Origin of the sequence: Paraburkholderia phytofirmans PsJN, assembly GCF_000020125.1 — a bacterium.
GTDB classification, from domain to species: Bacteria; Pseudomonadota; Gammaproteobacteria; order Burkholderiales; family Burkholderiaceae; genus Paraburkholderia; species Paraburkholderia phytofirmans.
In genome coordinates, this window is the sequence record NC_010681.1 from 97,758 (window position 1) to 114,859 (window position 17,102).

At 62.6% G+C, this 17,102-nt stretch carries 17 protein-coding genes and 4 pseudogenes; 9 read left to right on the top strand and 12 right to left on the bottom strand.

The features are described from left to right. The first annotated feature begins 6 nt into the window (after window positions 1-6). Together BPHYT_RS00390 and BPHYT_RS00395 are read left to right on the top strand one after the other, a co-directional pair. Window positions 7-1,161 (top strand): AraC family transcriptional regulator, encoded by a 1,155-nt coding sequence (locus BPHYT_RS00390; RefSeq protein WP_012431188.1) that lies wholly within the window; start codon window positions 7-9, stop codon window positions 1,159-1,161. A gap of 172 nt (window positions 1,162-1,333) precedes the next feature. After that, window positions 1,334-2,761: an aldehyde dehydrogenase family protein gene (locus BPHYT_RS00395; RefSeq protein ID WP_012431189.1), complete on the top strand. Its 1,428-nt coding sequence runs from the start codon at window positions 1,334-1,336 to the stop codon at window positions 2,759-2,761. Window positions 2,762-3,271: 510 nt separating this feature from the next. On the opposite strand, the gene BPHYT_RS00400 is transcribed toward BPHYT_RS00395, so the two are convergent. The 3 genes from BPHYT_RS00400 to gntR are packed head-to-tail and all read right to left on the bottom strand — an operon-like array spanning window position 3,272 to window position 5,052. Beyond that, a complete protein-coding gene (locus tag BPHYT_RS00400) occupies window positions 3,272-3,559 on the bottom strand; it encodes a hypothetical protein (RefSeq protein WP_012431190.1) in 288 nt (95 codons plus the stop codon). 17 nt (window positions 3,560-3,576) lie between these two features. Continuing rightward, entirely contained in the window at window positions 3,577-3,930 is a 354-nt protein-coding gene (locus BPHYT_RS38950; protein ID WP_041758163.1) for a hypothetical protein, read from the bottom strand. 27 nt (window positions 3,931-3,957) lie between these two features. Further along, complete coding sequence (gntR, locus tag BPHYT_RS00410) at window positions 3,958-5,052, bottom strand: HTH-type transcriptional regulator GntR (RefSeq protein WP_012431191.1); 1,095 nt, start codon at window positions 5,050-5,052, stop codon at window positions 3,958-3,960. 152 nt (window positions 5,053-5,204) lie between these two features. Between gntR and BPHYT_RS00415 the strand changes: the two genes are divergently transcribed. Continuing rightward, entirely contained in the window at window positions 5,205-6,494 is a 1,290-nt protein-coding gene (locus BPHYT_RS00415; protein ID WP_012431192.1) for an ABC transporter substrate-binding protein, read from the top strand. Window positions 6,495-6,595: 101 nt separating this feature from the next. Here BPHYT_RS00415 and BPHYT_RS38955 read toward each other — a convergent pair. Both BPHYT_RS38955 and BPHYT_RS00420 read right to left on the bottom strand, forming a co-directional pair. Next, window positions 6,596-6,739, bottom strand: a pseudogene (locus BPHYT_RS38955) (alpha/beta fold hydrolase); the annotation flags it as partial. Between the two features lie 596 nt (window positions 6,740-7,335). Then, on the bottom strand, window positions 7,336-8,400 hold the full coding sequence (locus tag BPHYT_RS00420; protein WP_202945178.1) for a LysR family transcriptional regulator: 1,065 nt from the start codon (window positions 8,398-8,400) through the stop codon (window positions 7,336-7,338). Window positions 8,401-8,549: 149 nt separating this feature from the next. On the opposite strand from BPHYT_RS00420, the gene BPHYT_RS00425 reads away from it, so the two are divergent. From BPHYT_RS00425 to BPHYT_RS00440, 4 genes are all read left to right on the top strand, one after another. Continuing rightward, window positions 8,550-8,927 (top strand): GlcG/HbpS family heme-binding protein, encoded by a 378-nt coding sequence (locus BPHYT_RS00425; RefSeq protein WP_012431194.1) that lies wholly within the window; start codon window positions 8,550-8,552, stop codon window positions 8,925-8,927. Further along, a complete protein-coding gene (locus BPHYT_RS00430) occupies window positions 8,924-10,084 on the top strand; it encodes an L-dopachrome tautomerase-related protein (RefSeq protein WP_012431195.1) in 1,161 nt (386 codons plus the stop codon). Before BPHYT_RS00425 ends, BPHYT_RS00430 begins: the two co-directional genes overlap by 4 nt. 18 nt (window positions 10,085-10,102) lie before the next feature. Continuing rightward, entirely contained in the window at window positions 10,103-11,374 is a 1,272-nt protein-coding gene (locus tag BPHYT_RS00435) for an MFS transporter (protein WP_223274404.1), read from the top strand. Between the two features lie 181 nt (window positions 11,375-11,555). Next, window positions 11,556-11,756: a zinc-binding dehydrogenase gene (locus BPHYT_RS00440; RefSeq protein WP_041758165.1), complete on the top strand. Its 201-nt coding sequence runs from the start codon at window positions 11,556-11,558 to the stop codon at window positions 11,754-11,756. A 139-nt stretch (window positions 11,757-11,895) separates the two neighbouring features. Here BPHYT_RS00440 and BPHYT_RS36975 read toward each other — a convergent pair. Next, a pseudogene (locus tag BPHYT_RS36975) lies at window positions 11,896-12,044 on the bottom strand (TraI domain-containing protein); the annotation flags it as partial. A gap of 37 nt (window positions 12,045-12,081) precedes the next feature. Here BPHYT_RS36975 and BPHYT_RS00445 point away from each other — a divergent pair. Both BPHYT_RS00445 and BPHYT_RS00450 read left to right on the top strand, forming a co-directional pair. Continuing rightward, window positions 12,082-12,408 carry a type II toxin-antitoxin system Phd/YefM family antitoxin gene (locus tag BPHYT_RS00445; RefSeq protein ID WP_238535609.1) on the top strand — a complete coding sequence of 109 codons (327 nt, stop codon included), beginning with the start codon at window positions 12,082-12,084 and terminating at the stop codon, window positions 12,406-12,408. Beyond that, a complete protein-coding gene (locus tag BPHYT_RS00450; protein WP_012431198.1) occupies window positions 12,408-12,821 on the top strand; it encodes a putative toxin-antitoxin system toxin component, PIN family in 414 nt (137 codons plus the stop codon). Before BPHYT_RS00445 ends, BPHYT_RS00450 begins: the two co-directional genes overlap by 1 nt. Window positions 12,822-12,860: 39 nt before the next feature. Here the strand turns inward: BPHYT_RS00450 and BPHYT_RS38960 are convergent. The 6 genes and pseudogenes from BPHYT_RS38960 to BPHYT_RS00475 form a co-directional block, all read right to left on the bottom strand. Next, window positions 12,861-13,220, bottom strand: a pseudogene (locus BPHYT_RS38960) (conjugal transfer protein TraG N-terminal domain-containing protein); the annotation flags it as partial. 2 nt (window positions 13,221-13,222) lie between these two features. Beyond that, a pseudogene (locus BPHYT_RS38965) lies at window positions 13,223-13,789 on the bottom strand (DNA topoisomerase); the annotation flags it as partial. Window positions 13,790-13,876: 87 nt separating this feature from the next. Then, window positions 13,877-14,092: a hypothetical protein gene (locus BPHYT_RS00460; RefSeq protein WP_012250658.1), complete on the bottom strand. Its 216-nt coding sequence runs from the start codon at window positions 14,090-14,092 to the stop codon at window positions 13,877-13,879. Between the two features lies 1 nt (window position 14,093). Continuing rightward, window positions 14,094-14,951, bottom strand: coding sequence for an ExeA family protein (locus tag BPHYT_RS00465; protein WP_012427050.1), 858 nt, complete (start codon window positions 14,949-14,951; stop codon window positions 14,094-14,096). After that, window positions 14,948-16,384 carry a helix-turn-helix domain-containing protein gene (locus BPHYT_RS00470; protein ID WP_012250652.1) on the bottom strand — a complete coding sequence of 479 codons (1,437 nt, stop codon included), beginning with the start codon at window positions 16,382-16,384 and terminating at the stop codon, window positions 14,948-14,950. The genes BPHYT_RS00465 and BPHYT_RS00470 overlap by 4 nt, the downstream gene beginning before the upstream one ends. A 98-nt stretch (window positions 16,385-16,482) precedes the next feature. Beyond that, window positions 16,483-17,052, bottom strand: coding sequence for a hypothetical protein (locus BPHYT_RS00475; protein ID WP_007176046.1), 570 nt, complete (start codon window positions 17,050-17,052; stop codon window positions 16,483-16,485). Window positions 17,053-17,102 lie beyond the last annotated feature (50 nt).

Genomic DNA, 17,102 nt, shown 5'->3' on the forward strand with positions numbered 1-17,102 from the left:
TAATGCATGCTGGATGTTTGCCTCTTTCCGGAACCCAATATGCCGACTTCGCTATCCGGTCTGTTCCGCACCACGCTCGCCGGACCCGAGTCACGCCTCACGGAGGCATTTGACAATCTGCGTACCCGGCTCGACTGCGTCAGCGTGCCCGAGTTCGGACTATATGGGGCCTCGGTGCCGGTTCCGGGCGACGCGGAAGAGGGCGTGTGGCGTATGGCCAGCATTCGCGACGAGATCTTTCTGGTGATTTCCGACTGCAACTACGCGCACAGCCGCTCCGAGAGTGTTTTGCCGGAGTCGTTCGTGGAATTTCACTTTTCACTATCCGGCCCGGCAAGCGTCGATTTTTCTGATACCGGTACGCTGCAGGTGAATGCCCCCAACCTGCTCGTATGCCGGCAGGGTGCAGACGTGCGCTACACGGTCACCTGTGGGCCAGGCCCATGGCAATCGGTCGGACTCTACGTGACGCAGCGTTATTTCGACCGGTTGCTGGGTGCGGTTGGCAACGAGGCTGACCGCATTCGCGGCGAGCTCGCAGGGGTCGGATTTGACCAGATTTACAACCGGCAGATGCCGTTTAGCGTAGACGCCCTGAACATCGTCGAGCAACTGCTGGATTCCCGCTATCGCGGTGCGCGTCAGATGCTCTATCTGGAAGGCAAGTGTACGGAGATACTGTGCGCATGCATCGAGATGTGGCTCGCGCACGCGCGCGCCGACAACCCCGGCGAGACGCTATCAGCGCGCGACCTGCGGCTGATTGAGCAGGCGCGGGAGATGATCGTCGGCGACCTGCGTCTTGCGCCCACGATTCCCGAACTGGCGCGCGCGGTAGGGACCAATGCTTCGAAGCTCAAGCGTGGATTCAAGTTCCTCTATGGGATGACGATTTTCGAGTATGGTCATCGCTGCCGGATGGATCGTGCGCTTCGGCTTCTGGTAGGCGAACGGCAGCCGGTGGGACAGGTGGCATTGGCGGTCGGCTATCAGCATCAGACCAGCTTTACCGCGGCTTTCCGTGACTACTTTGGCTTCGCACCAAAGGACGCCCGCCGCCTGGCGAGTCCCGTCGTATCGGGGCCATCCCGCGTGGTTCAGCATGCCGACGAGCGATCTGCGATCGATGCTGCCAAGTCTGCGCCGTCGGATCAGACATGAAGCCATCACGCTTTTGCTATTTGCGTTACGCACTTTGATATAGGAAATCGGCTGTATTGCCGTAGCGCGCGTATTCCCTCCTTTTTCCCGTTGTTAGCATGAACCGACATCGCACAACGTCACGTGGCGGGCGCGTGGGCGGCCGACACATATGCAAAGGAAGGAAACTACGATGACCTCTATTGCAGTACGCAATCCTCGCACCGGCGAGTTCGACTACGAAATCAGGAGCATGGATGCCGCGGAGATTGGCGCGGCGGTCGCCGTCGCGCGCGCAGCGCAGCGCGCGTGGGAGGCCGGCGGGTTGCCGCACCGCATCGCGGCACTGCTGGAATGGGCCGCGCAGCTTGAGGCGCATGGCAACGACATCGTTACCGCACTGTCGATTGACACTGCGCGCCATCGCATCTCTGCCGAAGAACTGGGGGCTGTAATCCACTTTATCCATGGTTTCTGCGAGCATGCGCCGAACGTACTCGCGACGCCGTTTCGCAAGCTCGACGCGCATCCGGATATCGTGTTCAAGGTTACCTATCCCGCTTACCCCGTCGTTGGTGTGATCAGCCCGTGGAATTTTCCGCTGGTGCTGTCATTCATCGATGCGATTCCAGCGCTGGTGGCGGGCGCGTCCGTAGTGATCAAGCCGAGCGAAATCACGCCGCGCTTCATCGAGCCGCTGCGCCGCTCGATCGAAGCCGTGCCCGCGCTGCGCGGCGTGCTCACACTCGTGAGCGGCGGGGCGGAAACCGGGGCAGCACTTGTCGCACAGTCGGATGCGGTGGTGTTCACCGGCAGCGTTCCAACCGGGAAAAAGATCGCGAGCGTGGCGGCGCAGGCGTTTATCCCCGCTTTCCTCGAGCTCGGCGGCAAGGACGCTGCTGTGGTGCTCGCAGGAGCCGACGTGAAGCGCGCGGCCACCGCCATCCTGCGCAGTGCACTCTACAACTCCGGGCAGGTCTGCTACGCGATCGAGCGTGTCTATGCGGACGAATCGCTATACGACGCGCTCGTCGACGAACTCTGCACACAGGCCGGGAATTTGCGGCGTAGCCTGGTGATGGGCGACGGCGGCCACTATGGTCCGATGATCTTCGAGCGGCAGGCATCCATCATCGACGCGCAACTGCAGGATGCGCTCGACAAGGGGGCGTCGATCAAGCTCGGCGGCAAGAGCGAAACGGTGGATGGCGCCGTGTGGATCGATCCGACCATTGTCGCGAACGTCGATCACAGCATGAAGCTGATGACGGAAGAGACGTTCGGACCGATCGTACCCGTCATGCGCTTTTCCTGCGATGCGCAGGCCGAGCAGTTGATGAACGATTCGATCTACGGACTAAGCGGCGCGGTGTTCGGCCCCGACACGCATACCGCCGGAGATTTCGCGACGAAGATGGAGGCGGGCGGCGTCAGCATTAACGATACCGAGCTGCCGCGCGTGATGATGTTCGACGGCGAGAAGACCGCGTTCAAGCAATCGGGGATGGGTGGCTCACGGTATGGCGCGACGAGCATCATGCGCTACGTTCGCAAGCGTGCGCTACTTGCGAACGAAGGAGCGATTGCGGGTCTCGACAAGCTTGCGGAAACAGCTGGGTGAGGCGCTTCGTCACAGTTTTCCCAATCTTCGATGGCTACACGGTGCCCTGTTGTGAAGCGTAGCTGAGACATGGGGCAGGGGTGAGTTCGTTTGTTGCCGGAAGAATGCAGACCATATCCCGGAACCCGTCGACAGGTGAGGCGATCGCAGTCGCGATCGCGTACTACGCGCGTACAGATTCCGGGGTTCGTCCAAGCTCAGGTGTCGAGACGCACCGCATGGTGGCCACAATCGTGTCCTTGTTGACGTCCAGTCCTGCACGGTGGGGATGGAGGATGTCCGTGGAAACTCCTGCCGGACGATAGGTGGCAGGAGTCCTCGTTCTCGATTCGGGGAAGACCTCGCCCGTGGTCAAAATTCGGGGTGCACGCAGGACTGCGGGTCCAATCAGGCTACGGGCTCGGGGCACCAGGCAAGAACCGAACTCGATCACCGCCGCGTTTCCATACTACGCTTTGGCCACCTTAAACCGCTTTCATCCCCCGGGGGCCCGCCCGATGGCCAACTAGATCAGTCATGGCCCTGCGAGAACACATGAAACGGCAAAGCGTCATGCATCGTCGTATGAGTCTCAGCAGGCGCTGCGGAACCCTGTGTCACGCTCTTGGACACGTAACTCTGCTGGAGACCGTCTGCCGTTGAGACGTGTTTCAGTGTTAGAAGCGCACCGCCGAACACGAGCAAGCCAATAGCGCCTGCCGCAAGTTGGTTCTTTCCAGCCCAAGTCATGAAAGCGGGAGACCTTCGTGCGATTAAGACAAACGCAACGAGCAAACAAATCACAAAGATAATGGTCATTTCGCTCTTCCGAATTCTCACATAAGACCGTGTTCGCGAATCAGGGCAAGGGCATATACTTCGATACCCTCTGGGGTTCCGCCCTGTCTGAGCAAGCTGCGAACCGCCCCAGTTGCACCGTCCTCCTGGCGCAGCAGCGCGGCAACCGCGCAGAAATAGCCACCGCGAAAGCCCGTATCCGCTGCCGGCGTCGATATAGCAACGGCTTTGCGCGAGCACTCGACGCATCGAATCTCAACCGGCAACGCCATGAATTCAGCCAGCGGCACGAATTTCGCGTACGTGCCCGGGCGCGATGTATAACGGCAGCGCGACCGCCCCCCGCAGTCAGAGGCGAGATGCACGCGCTTCGTCTTCTTGACGGGCTTCAAAGGCAATCCATAGACACATCCGTTTTCCTAGGCACTTTCCCGCGGCGTGAGCGTGAACCGCAGATCGATGCAACTCCTCTCGGGAGGGTGTCCGTCCAGTATCTGCAACAACAGTCGCGCGGCCTCGAAGCCGATCTGGTAGCGTGGCGTCGTGACGGTCGTCAGCGACGGGGTCGACCATGCGGAAGGCGGCAGATCGTTGAATCCCGCGATCGCAATCCGGCCCGGTACAGAAATGCCGCGCCGCTGGCACTCGAAGAGTGCGCCGAGCGCGAGATCGTCGTTGCAGCAGAAAATTGCGTCGCATGCGGGAGCATGCGACAGCATCTGCGCGAGCAGCTTCGAGCCGAGCCCGACACTCGACGGTTCGTCAGTCAGTATCTCGACATCGGGGTCGAGACCCGCCTCGCGCAGCGCGCGGCGAAAGCCGGCACGACGCTGCATGGTGCGCGGGTCCAGCTGCGCCGCGACGAATCCCGGACACTGGTAGCCGCGTTCGAGCAGATACTTCGTGAGGGTGAAGCCCGCGCGCTGCTGCGAAAAACCCACCGACCATTCGCCGGGAGTGCGGCTCAGATCGTACATATGAACCACGGGCACACGTGCCGCAGCCAGGCGTTGGCGGATGGCTTCAGAGCCGTCGATGCCGGTGACGAGAAAGCCGTCGGGTGCGTGCGAGAGATAGGTCGAGACAAGTTCCGCCTGCTTCCCGGAAGAATAACCAGTATTGCCAATTAAAATCTGATAACCAGCCGGCCCCAGGCAATCCTGGATGCCGGCGAGCGTATCGACAAAAACCGTATTCGACAAGGATGGTACCAGCACGGCCACGACGTGTGAGCGCGACGTGGCGAGCGTGCGTGCCGCATGGTTGGGGACATAGCCGAGTTCAGTGACGGCCGCTTCCACACGGGCACGCGCTTCGGGCGACAACTGCGCCGGATCCTTCAGGGCACGCGATACTGTCATTGTGCTGACTTGTGCGAGATCCGCGACGTCGGCGATCGTCGCGCGTCCGCTTAGCCTGCGGCGCGTGGGTTCATGAGGTGTCGCGGTCGTGGCGTTGCCTGGGCTCGGATGGGTTCGGGGCTGTCTTGCCGCGCGAGTCGGTTTGTCTTTCATCACGCGAGTATCACCTCGCCTGTGCCGGATGGAAAGCCCAGGAAAGCGCGGGATTGGGGCAGGGTTCATCCCGATAGGGCGCCGTTGTCTGTTATCGCTAACATCCGCGTGGGGCAACATGAAAAACACGACAATGCAAGGAGACAAGCCAGATGCGAACCCAACGAGGCAACCTGCCCAAACCGGCCGGCCGGACCGCAAAGCTCACGGTCTACGCGCTCGGCGTCGCGGCGGTCCTTGCCTGCGGGGCGGCGCGCTCCGCGGAGGTCGAGGTGTTGCACTACTGGACGTCCGGTGGCGAAGCAAAATCGGCCCAGGTCCTCAAGCAGATGCTTGATGAAAAAGGCGATACCTGGAAGGATTTCGCCGTTGCCGGCGGTGGCGGAGGAAACGCGATGACCGCGCTCAAGACGCGCGTGATCGCAGGCAATCCGCCCGCTGCAGCCCAGATCAAGGGGCCCGCCATTCAGGAGTGGGGAGACGAAGGCGTGCTCGTGTCGATCAACGACGTGGCGAAGCGCGAAGGCTGGGACAAGCTGATTCCGCCGCAGATTTCGGGCATCATGAAGTACAAGGGACAATATGTAGCGGCGCCGGTCAACGTGCATCGTGTCAACAGGCTATGGATCAATGCGGACGCGCTGAAGAAGGTGAACGCGCAGCCGCCCGCCACGTGGGACGAGTTCTTCCGGACTGCCGAAGCACTGCAGAAAGCGGGCATCACGCCGGTCGCGATCGGTGGCCAGCAATGGCAGGACGCCGAAACCTTCGAGACCGTGGCGCTCGGTGTGGGCGGTGCGGCCTTTTACGAGAAGGCGTTCGTGCAACTCGATCAGTCGACCCTCAGGGGGCCGACCATGGTCAAGGCGCTCGAAACGTTCAAGAAAATCAAGGCCTATACCGACAAGGCTCAGACGGGGCGCGACTGGAATCTGGCGACCGGCATGGTGATCTCCGGTAAGGCGGCGATGCAGTTCATGGGGGACTGGGCCAAGGGCGAGTTCAGCGTAGCCGGGAAGGTGCCGGGCAAGGACTATCTGTGCGTACCAGCTCCCGGTTCGCAAAACGCCTATACGTTCAACGTCGACAGCTTCGCGTTCTTCAAGGTCAGGAGCGCGGATGTCGAGAAGGGGCAGAAGGATCTCGCGAGCCTGCTTCTTAGCCCGAAGTTCCAGGAGATATTCAACCTCAACAAGGGCTCGATTCCCGTGCGGCAAGGCATGGATCTGTCGAAGTTCGACACCTGTGCGCAGCGTTCCGCTGCCGATTTCACCAGCGCGCAGGCGAAGGGAACGCTGGTGCCGTCGTGGGCGCATGACATGGTCGATACGCCGGCGGTGGAAGGTGCCTTTTACGACGTGATCGGCAACTTCTGGAACGACGACAACGAAAGCGCGCAGCAAGCCGCGGACAAGCTCGCCGTTGCGGCAAAAACTCGCTGAAGTGGTGGCACTGAATGGCCTGGATGACGGCACATCGTTCCCGGGCTGTTCGACGGGCGGGCGTCCTCCAGGAAGCATTTCCGTGGCTGCGAGCATGCGCCGGCAAGCGTGCGCGAGCCCCTGAACAAACCGATATGCAATCCCGGGACCGTTCGGCTGATGATTTGCCTGGCAGGGGTTCCCAGATACGTGCGCGCGTCGAGCACCTGTTCGGGCGTCCTGATCTCGCCCGATTCGCCCGCGACGCCGTTGCGAAACCGACTCCTTGTCGACGCACACATGATCTGCGCGTGTTGCGCACCCCCAGCCCCTCGACGCCAACATCCAAGCCTGGTACAGGCTAAGTACATCCGAAGCAGTGCGCGCGCGGAATGCAGATGCGTGCGCCTTGAATCCGCGATGCAAGGCTACCGTTCGTGTAACCCGATGCGGCGAGCTCGCCGGAGATCGCTGCTTGGATGATGCGTCGACTGTATGCGAACTGGAAGTGCCCCTGCTGTTGAAGAAGGGGGTGTCGACCAGGTCGGGGTCGAGCGAACTTCAGATAAGCGCACGCACTATCGAAAATCACCTCCTGTCGATCTATCGAAAGGCCTGCGTAGCCATGGCGCTATTTCTTTCTCTTATCTAATCGATTAGACCGTGCAGGGCGCCTATGATGGCAGCGCAAAACAATGCCGCTTTCAGCTAGTGAAAAGCATGGCGGATGCCTGAGTCGTAAATTTGCCAGCCATGCGCCAAAGATCTGTGTCGCAGTGGCTTCAGGCAACTCGCCAAGTCAACCAGACCGGTCGTGAGGTCGGCTGGTTAGCGTGGAGTGCGCGAGCTCCAGAGCGCAGTTTCAAGTCCTTCGTGGGAGCCTCACTCCGCCATCCATGTCGGCAAACAGTGACACAAGGCCCTCAACGAACAGCGCAACCTTGCGGGACTTGTTGCGACTGACGGGATGGATGGCATAGAAGCTTGCAGGTTCGGGCTCGAAGGCGTCGAGCACCGTCACCAGTCGCCTCGCCGCGAGATGTTCCGAAACTTCCCACCAGGATTTCTGGACAAGCCCCAGACCAGCGACCGCCCAGGCAACCGGCAACGCGGAATTGGTCGATGCAAGTGAGCCCGTCACTCGTAGCTTCCTGGCTGCTGGACCCCGTCCAAAACGCCACTCCGCATGAAGATGGGATTGCGTGTTGAACACCAGGCAACGATGCGCTGCAAGTTCGTCAGGGTGGCGGGGCGTGCCGTGGTCATCCAGGTACGCCGGACTCGCAACGACCACGCGCCGGGTGTCGAACAGGTGATGCCCGATCAGGTTCGCGTCGATGGCGGGGCCGCCCCGGATCGCGATGTCGATGCCTTGCGCGACGATGTCAGCAAAGTGGTCATCCAGCGTCAGCTGGGTCGCCATATCGGGATAGCTCGCCGCAAACCGTCCGACGAACGGAGCAATCCAGCGGAGTCCTAGCGGGTTCGGTGCCGTGACGTGAAGTGTGCCTCGCACGGCAGTCGCGCTCTCGACAATTCGGCTTTCCAGCGTCCTCACGTCGTTGATGATGCGGCTGGCCTCCTGAAAGTAATCTTCGCCCGCCTCGGTCAACGATTGGCGGCGCGTGGTCCTTAGCAGCAGCGGCACCCCGAGACGCTTTTCCAGACCGGCCACACGATCGGCTACGACGGAGGATGCCAGGCTGAGGCTACGCGCTGCTGCAGAGAAACCGCCTTGCCGCACCACTTCGACGAAGATCTCCATTTCAGTGACAGCATGCATCGATTTAATGGACTTTCCGGAAGCTCTTTCCGGAATTACACCATTTATCGATATGCAAAGCGAGTGGAAGATTATTGCGATGCAGCATTGCGGCATGCCCTCTTCCTGCTTTCCATATCTTGTGAGTGCGCTGACATGAGTCATCTCAGAAAGCTCTATTCCACTGCCGCTTCGGCCGCGGTCCTGCTCGCGGCTGCGGGCCCTGCTGCACACGCGGCGGGCACCAACCTGGTCACGACGCAAAAGCTTCGCTGGCAAACAGCCGAGGTGCTCGCCAGCGAAGCAGTACGGGTGTGCGCCAGCCGTGGCTATTCGGTTACGGCGACCGTCTCGATCCTTCGGGCCACCAGCAAGCGGTCATCAAGGGCGATTCGGTGCCGCTGCAATCGCTTTCCGTGTCCTATCGCAAGGCCTATACGGCTTATGCCTATGGCCTGGCTTTCAACAAGGACTCCACCAGTGAGCTGATCGCGGCGAAGGTAGCCGGCCCGCTCGACGGCGGCGTGCTGGCAACGGAACCAGAAGTGATCTTCATCCCCGGCGGCGTGACCCTACGTACGGCTGATCGCACCGTGATTGGCGGTATCGGCGTGTCTGGTGCCCCGGGGGGCGACAAGGACGAAGCGTGCGCGCAGGCGGCAGTGGATAAATACAGGCAGGATTTCCATTGAAGCGCCGCACTTTCATCGCCGCCGCAGCTGGCACAGCGCTCGTACCGGTGTTGGACGCGACCGCTTTCGCTGGGACTGTCTCCGGCGACACAGCACCGGATGGTTCGTTCGAGATCGTCGCCGCGTTTCCTGGTCCGGGTCCATCCGGCATCGCTGTAACGCCCGAGGGGCGGGTGTTCGTGGGTTTCCCCCGGCACGCTGATAACCATCGCGAGGCGACGCTGGCGGAATTGAAGGGCAATGTGCTGGTTCCCTATCCCAACGCTGCCCTCAGCCTGCCCTCGGACAAGCCGCCCGAACAGCGCCTGATCTCGATTCACGGCATGACCACGGACAGTCGCGGCCGGCTATGGGCGATCGACGACGGCAAGCTCGCCGGACAACCGATTGCGCCGGGGGCGGCCAAAGTGATCGGCGTCGACCCACACTCGGATCGGTTGATCGCGAGCATCGTGCTGAAACCGCCGGCGATGCGCCCCGACAGCCACATGAACGACTTGCGCATCGATTTGACCCACGGCCCGCAGGGCGTCGCCTACATCGCCGATTCCTCGTTCGGCACATCGGGCGCACTGGTCGTGGTTGACATCGCGACCGAACGCCAACGCCGCGTGCTGACCAATCACCCGTCGACGCAACCGGAACAGGGATTCGTAGCCGTGCTCGAAGGGCGGCCTCTGCGTTACGACCCGGCGCATCCCGGTTTCCCGGTGGGGGGCGCGGACAGCGTCACGCTCAGTGCGGACAGTTCGCGACTCTACTACTCGCCGTTGACGAGCCGCAGGCTGTACAGCATCGCGACCGACCTGCTGGCCGATTTCGGTGCCACCGATGCGGCCCTTGCAGCCGGCGTGGTGGACCACGGTGAGAAGGTGATGACCGACGGCCTCGCGACCGATATGCAGGATCGTATCTATCTCACCGCCGGCGAACACGATGCCATCCTGCGTCGTTATCCGGACGGACGCCTCGACGTGGTCGCGCGAGATCCCCGCATCGTATGGCCGGACGGCATTTTCGCCACGGCCACCCACGTCTATTGCACGTTGGGCCAGTGGGACCGGCTCCCGGGATTCAACGGCGGCAAAGACCTTCGCGTGCCCCCGTACCTCCTGATTCGTGTGCCGATCGATCAGCCGTGTCCTCCTGTTGCCTAGTCCCAAAGAAGGCCTTTCATGCGTGACGAAACTTCTGCCGTTACTACGGCTGACTCGATGCTTGCCCCACAAGCGCAAGCCGATGCCCGGCGCGCTACCCGCGCGCTGGCCGCGCTGACAACAGCGGTATTCCTGACCTTCATGACGATTGGCCTGCCGTTGCCGGTTGTTCCTCTTTACGTCGGAAAAACACTGGGATTCGGCAATGTCCTGGTCGGTCTGTCGGTCGGCATCCAGTTTCTGGCCACCATCCTGACGCGAGGCGTAGCCGGTCGCCAGGTCGACCGCATGGGCGCGCGCCCTGTCATGCTGCGTGGCATGTTTTTCTGCGGGTGTTCGGGCCTTGCGCTGGTTCTCTCGGCACAACTTCCGGCTGCGGGCGTGGTCAGGTTGCTCGTGCTGATCGTCGGCCGACTCGTGCTGGGGTTTGGCGAAAGCCAGCTCATCGTAGGCATGTTTGGGTGGGGAATCGGCACGGTCGGACAGCCGCGTTCTGGCAAGGTACTGGCGTGGACCGGTATGGCGATGTATGGCGCGATCGCGCTGGCCGCGCCAATCGGTTACTGGCTCTATCACCGGGGCGGTATGACGTATGTGGGCACGGTGGTCGTCCACCTGCCCATGATCGCCGCCTTCTTTGCGTACCCCGTTGCAGGAGTGGCGCCCCTGAAAGGCGAGCACCAGCCATTCTGGAGTGTGATAGGCCTTATCTGGCAGCCTGGGCTGGCCGTGCTGCTACAGGGCGTTGGGTTTGCGGCGATCGGCGCTTTTGTCTCACTGGATTTTGCTGCCAGGGGATGGGCGGGAACGGGCCTCGCATTGAGCTGTTTCGGGGGTGCTTTTGTGTTGGTTCGTGTCCTGTGCGGTCACCTCCCGGATCGCTATGGTGGAATGCCCATTGCCATCGCATCCCTAGCCATTGAAATGGTAGGGCAAGCACTGCTCTTTCTCGCGCCAACCGCCCCGATGGCGCTTTTGGGCGCTGCCGTAACCGGCGCCGGCTGTTCGATGGCCTTTCCGTCCTTGGGCGTCGAAGTCGTCAAGCGCGTTGACGTCCATAGTCGTGCGACCGCATTGGGAGGATTCGCGGCATTCCAGGATCTGGCCTATGGCTTGACCGGCCCGGTGACAGGGGTGTTCGCCACAGCCTTCGGATTCCCCTCCGTGTTCGCGGTCGGTAGCGCCTGCGCGGCAGTTGGCCTGTTCGTGGTCGTGGCCATGGCGCGTGGCGCGCTCGGGTGGTCGGTTACCCGCGGAAAACCGACGGCCCTCTCGGCCCCCAACGAATAAAACGAGGAGCGCGAGATGATCGAAACGGCTATTCCGCAGCTTGCCTTGAATGACGGTATCCAGATTCCGGCGAACGGTTTCGGCACCTACAAACTGAATGGCCGCGAGAGCGTCAAGGCGATGGGAATCCCATGACCTGTCAGTCATCCTCGGCCGCAGTCTCGATCTCATCGGTATCTTCATGCTTCTGCCGATGCTTGCCGGTCAGGGTCTCGCTCGCCATGGAGAGATCCTGAGCGAAATCGGGGCGCTCGTCGATAGGGGTAAGCTCCGGCCGTTACTTGATCCGGCACGCTTCTCCCTGACGGATGTGAGTGCCGCCTATACCCACCTCGAAAAAGGCCATGCCATCGGCAAGGTCGTCATCGATATATGCCCCTGACGAGGAAAATCCAAAATCTCCGAAGAAATCGCCATCGTCGCCATAGCCCAGGCTAAGCCCGGCGCGGAGGCATAGGTCGAAGCAGCCATCACTGCCTGCGTGGCAGGAACGCACCTAGAGCCGGGATGCCGGCTCTAGGTCCGTGATCCAGCATGCGCCCGGGATAGGCGTGGTGGTGGCCTTCCGAGGCGGAAACTGCTGGACCAGCTCGGCGTAGCGCTCCAGCGGCGCGCGGTACAGCGCAGCAAACTGGCTGCGCGAGACGGAGGTGCGTTGCCAGATGTGTTCCGATGGGGCGCCTCTGACTCTTGACGGACTAGACACGATGCCGCAATTTAACCATAATGACCATATCAATCATATCGGTCATGGGTGCGCAATGATTACTGAAGTCAGTGCAGTGAACTTCCGGCAGAACTTGGGCGAGATGCTTAACCAGGTGCAGTACCGCAACGACAGCATCGTCATCAACAAAGACGGCAAGCCGGTCGCGGCTTTGGTCGACGCCGAGCTGTTTGCCCGCATCCGGCGCATGCAGGAACGCTTCGACGTCCTGAGCCGTCGGATCAACGATGCCTATGCCGGCGTACCGGCAGAGGAAGGCCTGGCCGAAATCGAGGCTGCCGTGGCCGCCGAGCGGAAGGCGCGCTGATGTCGGGATTGCGCGTCGTACTCGATACCAATGTGCTGGTATCGGGGCTGGCCTATCCGGGTAGTGTGCCGGGACGCATCGTTGCGGCTTGGCGGCAAGGTGGCCTGGAGGTGGCACTTTCGCATTACATACTGGATGAAATGGTACGTGTATTGCCGCGTTTGCCAAAAGTCCAGATGACTCCGGTGGAAATCCGCGATCTGGCGGACAGCTTCATGTTCCTGGCCGACATAGTCGAACCCGAAGCGAAGCAGGACGTGGCGCTGCGTGATCCCGCCGACCAGCCTGTGCTGATGACTCTGATTGCAGCAAAGGCGCAGTATCTGGTCACTGGAGACAAGGATCTGTTGGCCTTGTCGGACCGCTACGCGATCATTACGCCAGCAGAGTTCTGGCAGCGGCACGGAGTCTGATCGCATGGCGGTTAACGCACCGGGGCCGCAAATAGAGTTGGTGTCGTAGGAGCCGCCCGTGTTGAAGAAGTAGTTCGAGCCGATCCAGGTCAAATCATTCATCTGCGTGTCGGACAGCGTCGGCCGGTTCATGAAGAGCCTGGCGCGCGACGGCCCGTAGCAGTCGTGCGTGAAGTCCGCGAACTCCTGAGCCAGCACCACCGGATCGTTGATGCGGGCGGCATCCACGTCCATGCGGATTTGCCGGAGGTCCGTGCCACATGGAATCGCTGCGACTGCTGCGCTGGTAATGGCCTTCGAGATCGCGTGCATGAAGAACCACCAGACCGGCACCAGCGCGCTCTGATTATTGAGGGCGGTGTACGTCGTTCCCCAGCCAGTGTCTGCCGGCTTGGGAACGGTGGCTCGGGCGGAAACGTCTTGAGTGCCTTCAGATCGACCTGGCCAATTTGGCAGGCCAGTCCTTCGCGCAGCGGCGGCAACACCTGGCTACGTGGCCCGGCTTCGCCTTCCTCGTCGGCAGGTTCCGGGGCGGCCAGCACCAGGCGCCAGCCCGGCACGATAACCTGCTTGCGGCCTCCAGGCTCTGTCCGCCGAAGGGGAGCCGCGCCGTGGTGCGATCGAACTCGTGGTGGGGGAGGAACTGTGCCAGGCAATGCGCACGGATCAGCTTGTAGACGGCCAGTTCCTTCTCGCTCATGGCTGCGAGATTCGCAGGTTCGAGGGTCGGAATGATGCCGTGGTGCGCCGTGACCTTGCCGTCGTTCCCGGCACGCGAGCGCTGGGTGCAGTCGAGCTGGGCGACCAGTGGGGGCAGGGCCGGATCGGTCTTGACCAGGCTGTCGAGCACGGTCGGCACCTCGGCGAACATGCTTTCGGGCAGGTAGGCCCGAATCGGAGCGCGGGTACGTCGTCGCCTTGTGCGTCTCGTACGGGGCCTGCGCGATGTCGAGCGTTTCCTGAGCGTGAGCACGTAAATCGATGGGGCAATGAGCAACATAAATGATGTTCGAGGGACGAAGTAAAACGGGAGCGATGAAGCTCCCGTTGTCGTTTCAGAATGGCTCGTCAATGCTCTGGTGTGGCGGCTGTGTCGGACCGCGGTACCAGGGCTCGCGATAGCGGCGGATCTGGGTGGCGTAGGCGCGGCTGAACCACAGATAGAGGTCTTCGATGAAGAACTGCATCATGTAGGCTGCCTCGTCGGAGAGCTCGGGCAATGGCAAGCTCCGGGAGGCGTTGGGTTTGTGAGGTGATGCTTTACGGGACATGTCATCGGGCTCCGTTGGGTTGACGCGCTGGCGTGCGGCGCGAGGACTGTGTTGATGGTGCAAAGACCTCGAAGTACAGCTTCTCGTCGAGTTCGGACAGTTCCCGCTGCGCGGCGGTGGTGAGCAGTTCGTTGGCGAGCGTGGTGAGCACGCGGTAGTTGCCCAGCGCGTGTTCGCACAGCGTGTGGCGCAGCGGCGGTGTCATCAGCTGCGGGGCGCCGGCGCTGGCGAGCAGATGTTCGAGGCAGGCCAGCAGGTCGTCGGCCGAAGCCTTCTCGGTCCCCAGGCGGGAACGGATACGGCTGCCCAGTGGCAGCAGTTCGTCGCGCCGCAGCTTGTCGGTCAGGCGCGTGTCGCCGGCGAGCACCACGCACAGCAGGGGCTGCGAATCGAAGCGGGCGCTGGCCATGAGCCGCAGTTCGTTGAGCACGCCGGGACTCATTTCCTGCGCTTCGTCGATCAGCAGGATTGGGCGCCGGCGCGTGCTTTGCAGGTGCGACATCCACCGGTCGCGCAGCGACCTGAAGCCGCCCCAGCGGTTGTGCGGCCGGAGTTCCAGACCGAAGATGTCGCCCATCTCGCGATAGAAGTCGGCAAGGTTGCTCTGCGGATGATTGATCGAGACGACTGTCAGATCGGTCAGTCGCTCGAGCTTCTCGGCCAGCACGCGCATGACCACGCTCTTGCCGGTCCCCGGCTCGCCGTGGATCATCGCGAAGCCGCCTTCGCGCACGAGCGCGTTCTCGATGCGCCAGCAGAAGTTCTCGACGCGCGGCGGCACGTACAGCGCTTCGAGGGGAAGCTCCGGCGAGAACGGGTTCCACTTCAGGCCGTAGAGGGCTTGCAGACGCTGGCTCATGCCTCCTCCTGCCAGTTGGCGGGAATCCAGGCTGGCGGCAACCCGGTTGCGGCGTGGTCGGCCAGCATCTGGCGTAGCAGCGGCGCGATGCCGGGCGCACTGGCCGGTGGCGGCTCGACATTGACGGCATCGAGTCGCCTGCGCTGGCCATCAGCATTGGCGGCCTTGTCCAGCGGCCGCAGCGGGCACAGCACGGCGCCGCTGCCGGCGTCGACGAGATCGACGCCGCTCAGGTCCCAGCGCGCATAGCGCAGGTGCACGCGCTGCAGGTGCCGGTAGGCCGAGGGAATCTCGAAGCGCGTGCCGGCCAGACTCACGGTGCCATCCGAGCGCCGCTGGGCGCGCGTCACGTCGATACGGAATGCGGCGCGCAGCGCGTCACTCGACGGGCATTCGCGGCCCACATCGGGGCCGGCCAGATAGCGTTTGAGCGGCGTGCCACCGATCTCAGAATGATGCGCGTGGTGGTACTCGCGCTCGATCCACGCGTGGGTGGCCTGATTGAGCAGTTCGAGCGTGAGATTGGGCTCGCCTTCGAGCATGGCCATCACGCGCCCTTCGATGCGGGCCCAGAACGTTTCCTGCTTCGCGTTCTGGTACGGCGAATATGGCAAGGTCGTCTGGTGCAGCACGCCGAGCGCGAGCAAGCCGGCGGTCGTCTCCTCGGCAAGCATTGCTGCGCCGTTGTCGGTCATCAGTGCGCGAGGCCGGCCACGACGCTGGAGCGCCTGGGTGAGCCCATGGATCAGACTACGTGCGGTCTCATCGAGAAACCATTGCGCGTGACAGACGACGCGCGAACGGTCATCGAGCACGCACAGCAGCATCGGCGTGATCCACTGGCCATCATGCGTGAGCAGCTTGCGCGAGCCGTGATGGAAATCGAGATGCCAGAGCGCGTTGACGTGCTCGACCTCGAAGCTGCGGACCTCGAGCTTCTCGAGGCGATCGCGTGCGAGCATCGCGCCGGCGCTGGTATGACGCGGCTTGCGTTCACGGGACAGGCCCTGCGCACGCAGATAACGACGCACCGTCGTGTACGACGGCAGGTTCGCCGGGCCGAGCGTGACCTTGAGATTGTCGACGTGCAACTGGCAGGTCCAGCCGGGATGTTCCCGGTACTGCGCGCGAATCGCCTGTACCGCCTGAGGCGACAGGCTTGCGCCGGCGCCGCTGGGGCGCTTGCGGTCGCGCAGGCTCGCCACCGGATCGTGGGCCGCCTTGCGGGCCCGGTAGAACCACCGCTCAACGGTGGAGCGGCCGAACTGGACATCGTCGCCAGTGACGGGATGACGCCAGCGTTTGGCGGCCAGCGCGGTGATGAGTTCGCGCACCTGCCCGGGTTCAGGCGGTGCTGCCAGCAAGGGGCCCACAACCGCAAAGCGCAGGCGCGCCCAACGATCCCGCAGGGGTAAATCGTGAAGTTCAGTCATGCTCTCTCCAGGGATGCGGCGCACCGCGCCGCGATTCGGGGGAGAGGCGAGACTACCGGCGCAGTCCGAGGGGGGCGAGCGACAAGTTCTGCGGGCGGTTACCGTCCCTCACGCAGGGTGCTCACGGCGCTGCCGCTGGTGAGCGGTGAGAGCCAGCGCAGCAGGCATGGCAATGGCTCGGCAGGCTGCGTGGTAGCGAAGCGCTCGAGCAGGCTTGCCGGCACCTGTGCGGTCTCGACGGGCGGCACGAACGCCGCCCGTCCGAGCGCCCAGAACGGTGTGCCGACAAACCCGGTCATCCACCAGTGCCGCCATCGCGCGATCGTCGAGGGTGGCACGCCCAGCGCATCGAGCTGGCGCATTGCCGCGGCCGTACCGGCGCTCGCACGCGTGGCGCTGACGACAATCATGATTGCGGCGGTGTAGACGCGCCGGCCGAGAAAGCGCACCGAGAATGGCGTGGTACGACGGCGACAGTCGGCGCAGCAGAAGCTGTAGCGGAACTCGCAGTGGCAGCGGGCTTCGTATGAAATTCCGCGCGGCTTGCGCGGGTAGCGGGCGCTATGGAGTACGCCACCGCAGCGACAACGCTGCGCGCGGGTCTGTTCGGCGAAGTCCTGATCGATACGTAACAGCAGGTGATAGAAGTTGGGATCGCGGGCACTCACGTGGCACACTCTGGAAGTCTCGGTTCTTGGCAGACACGAGACTCTCCCTT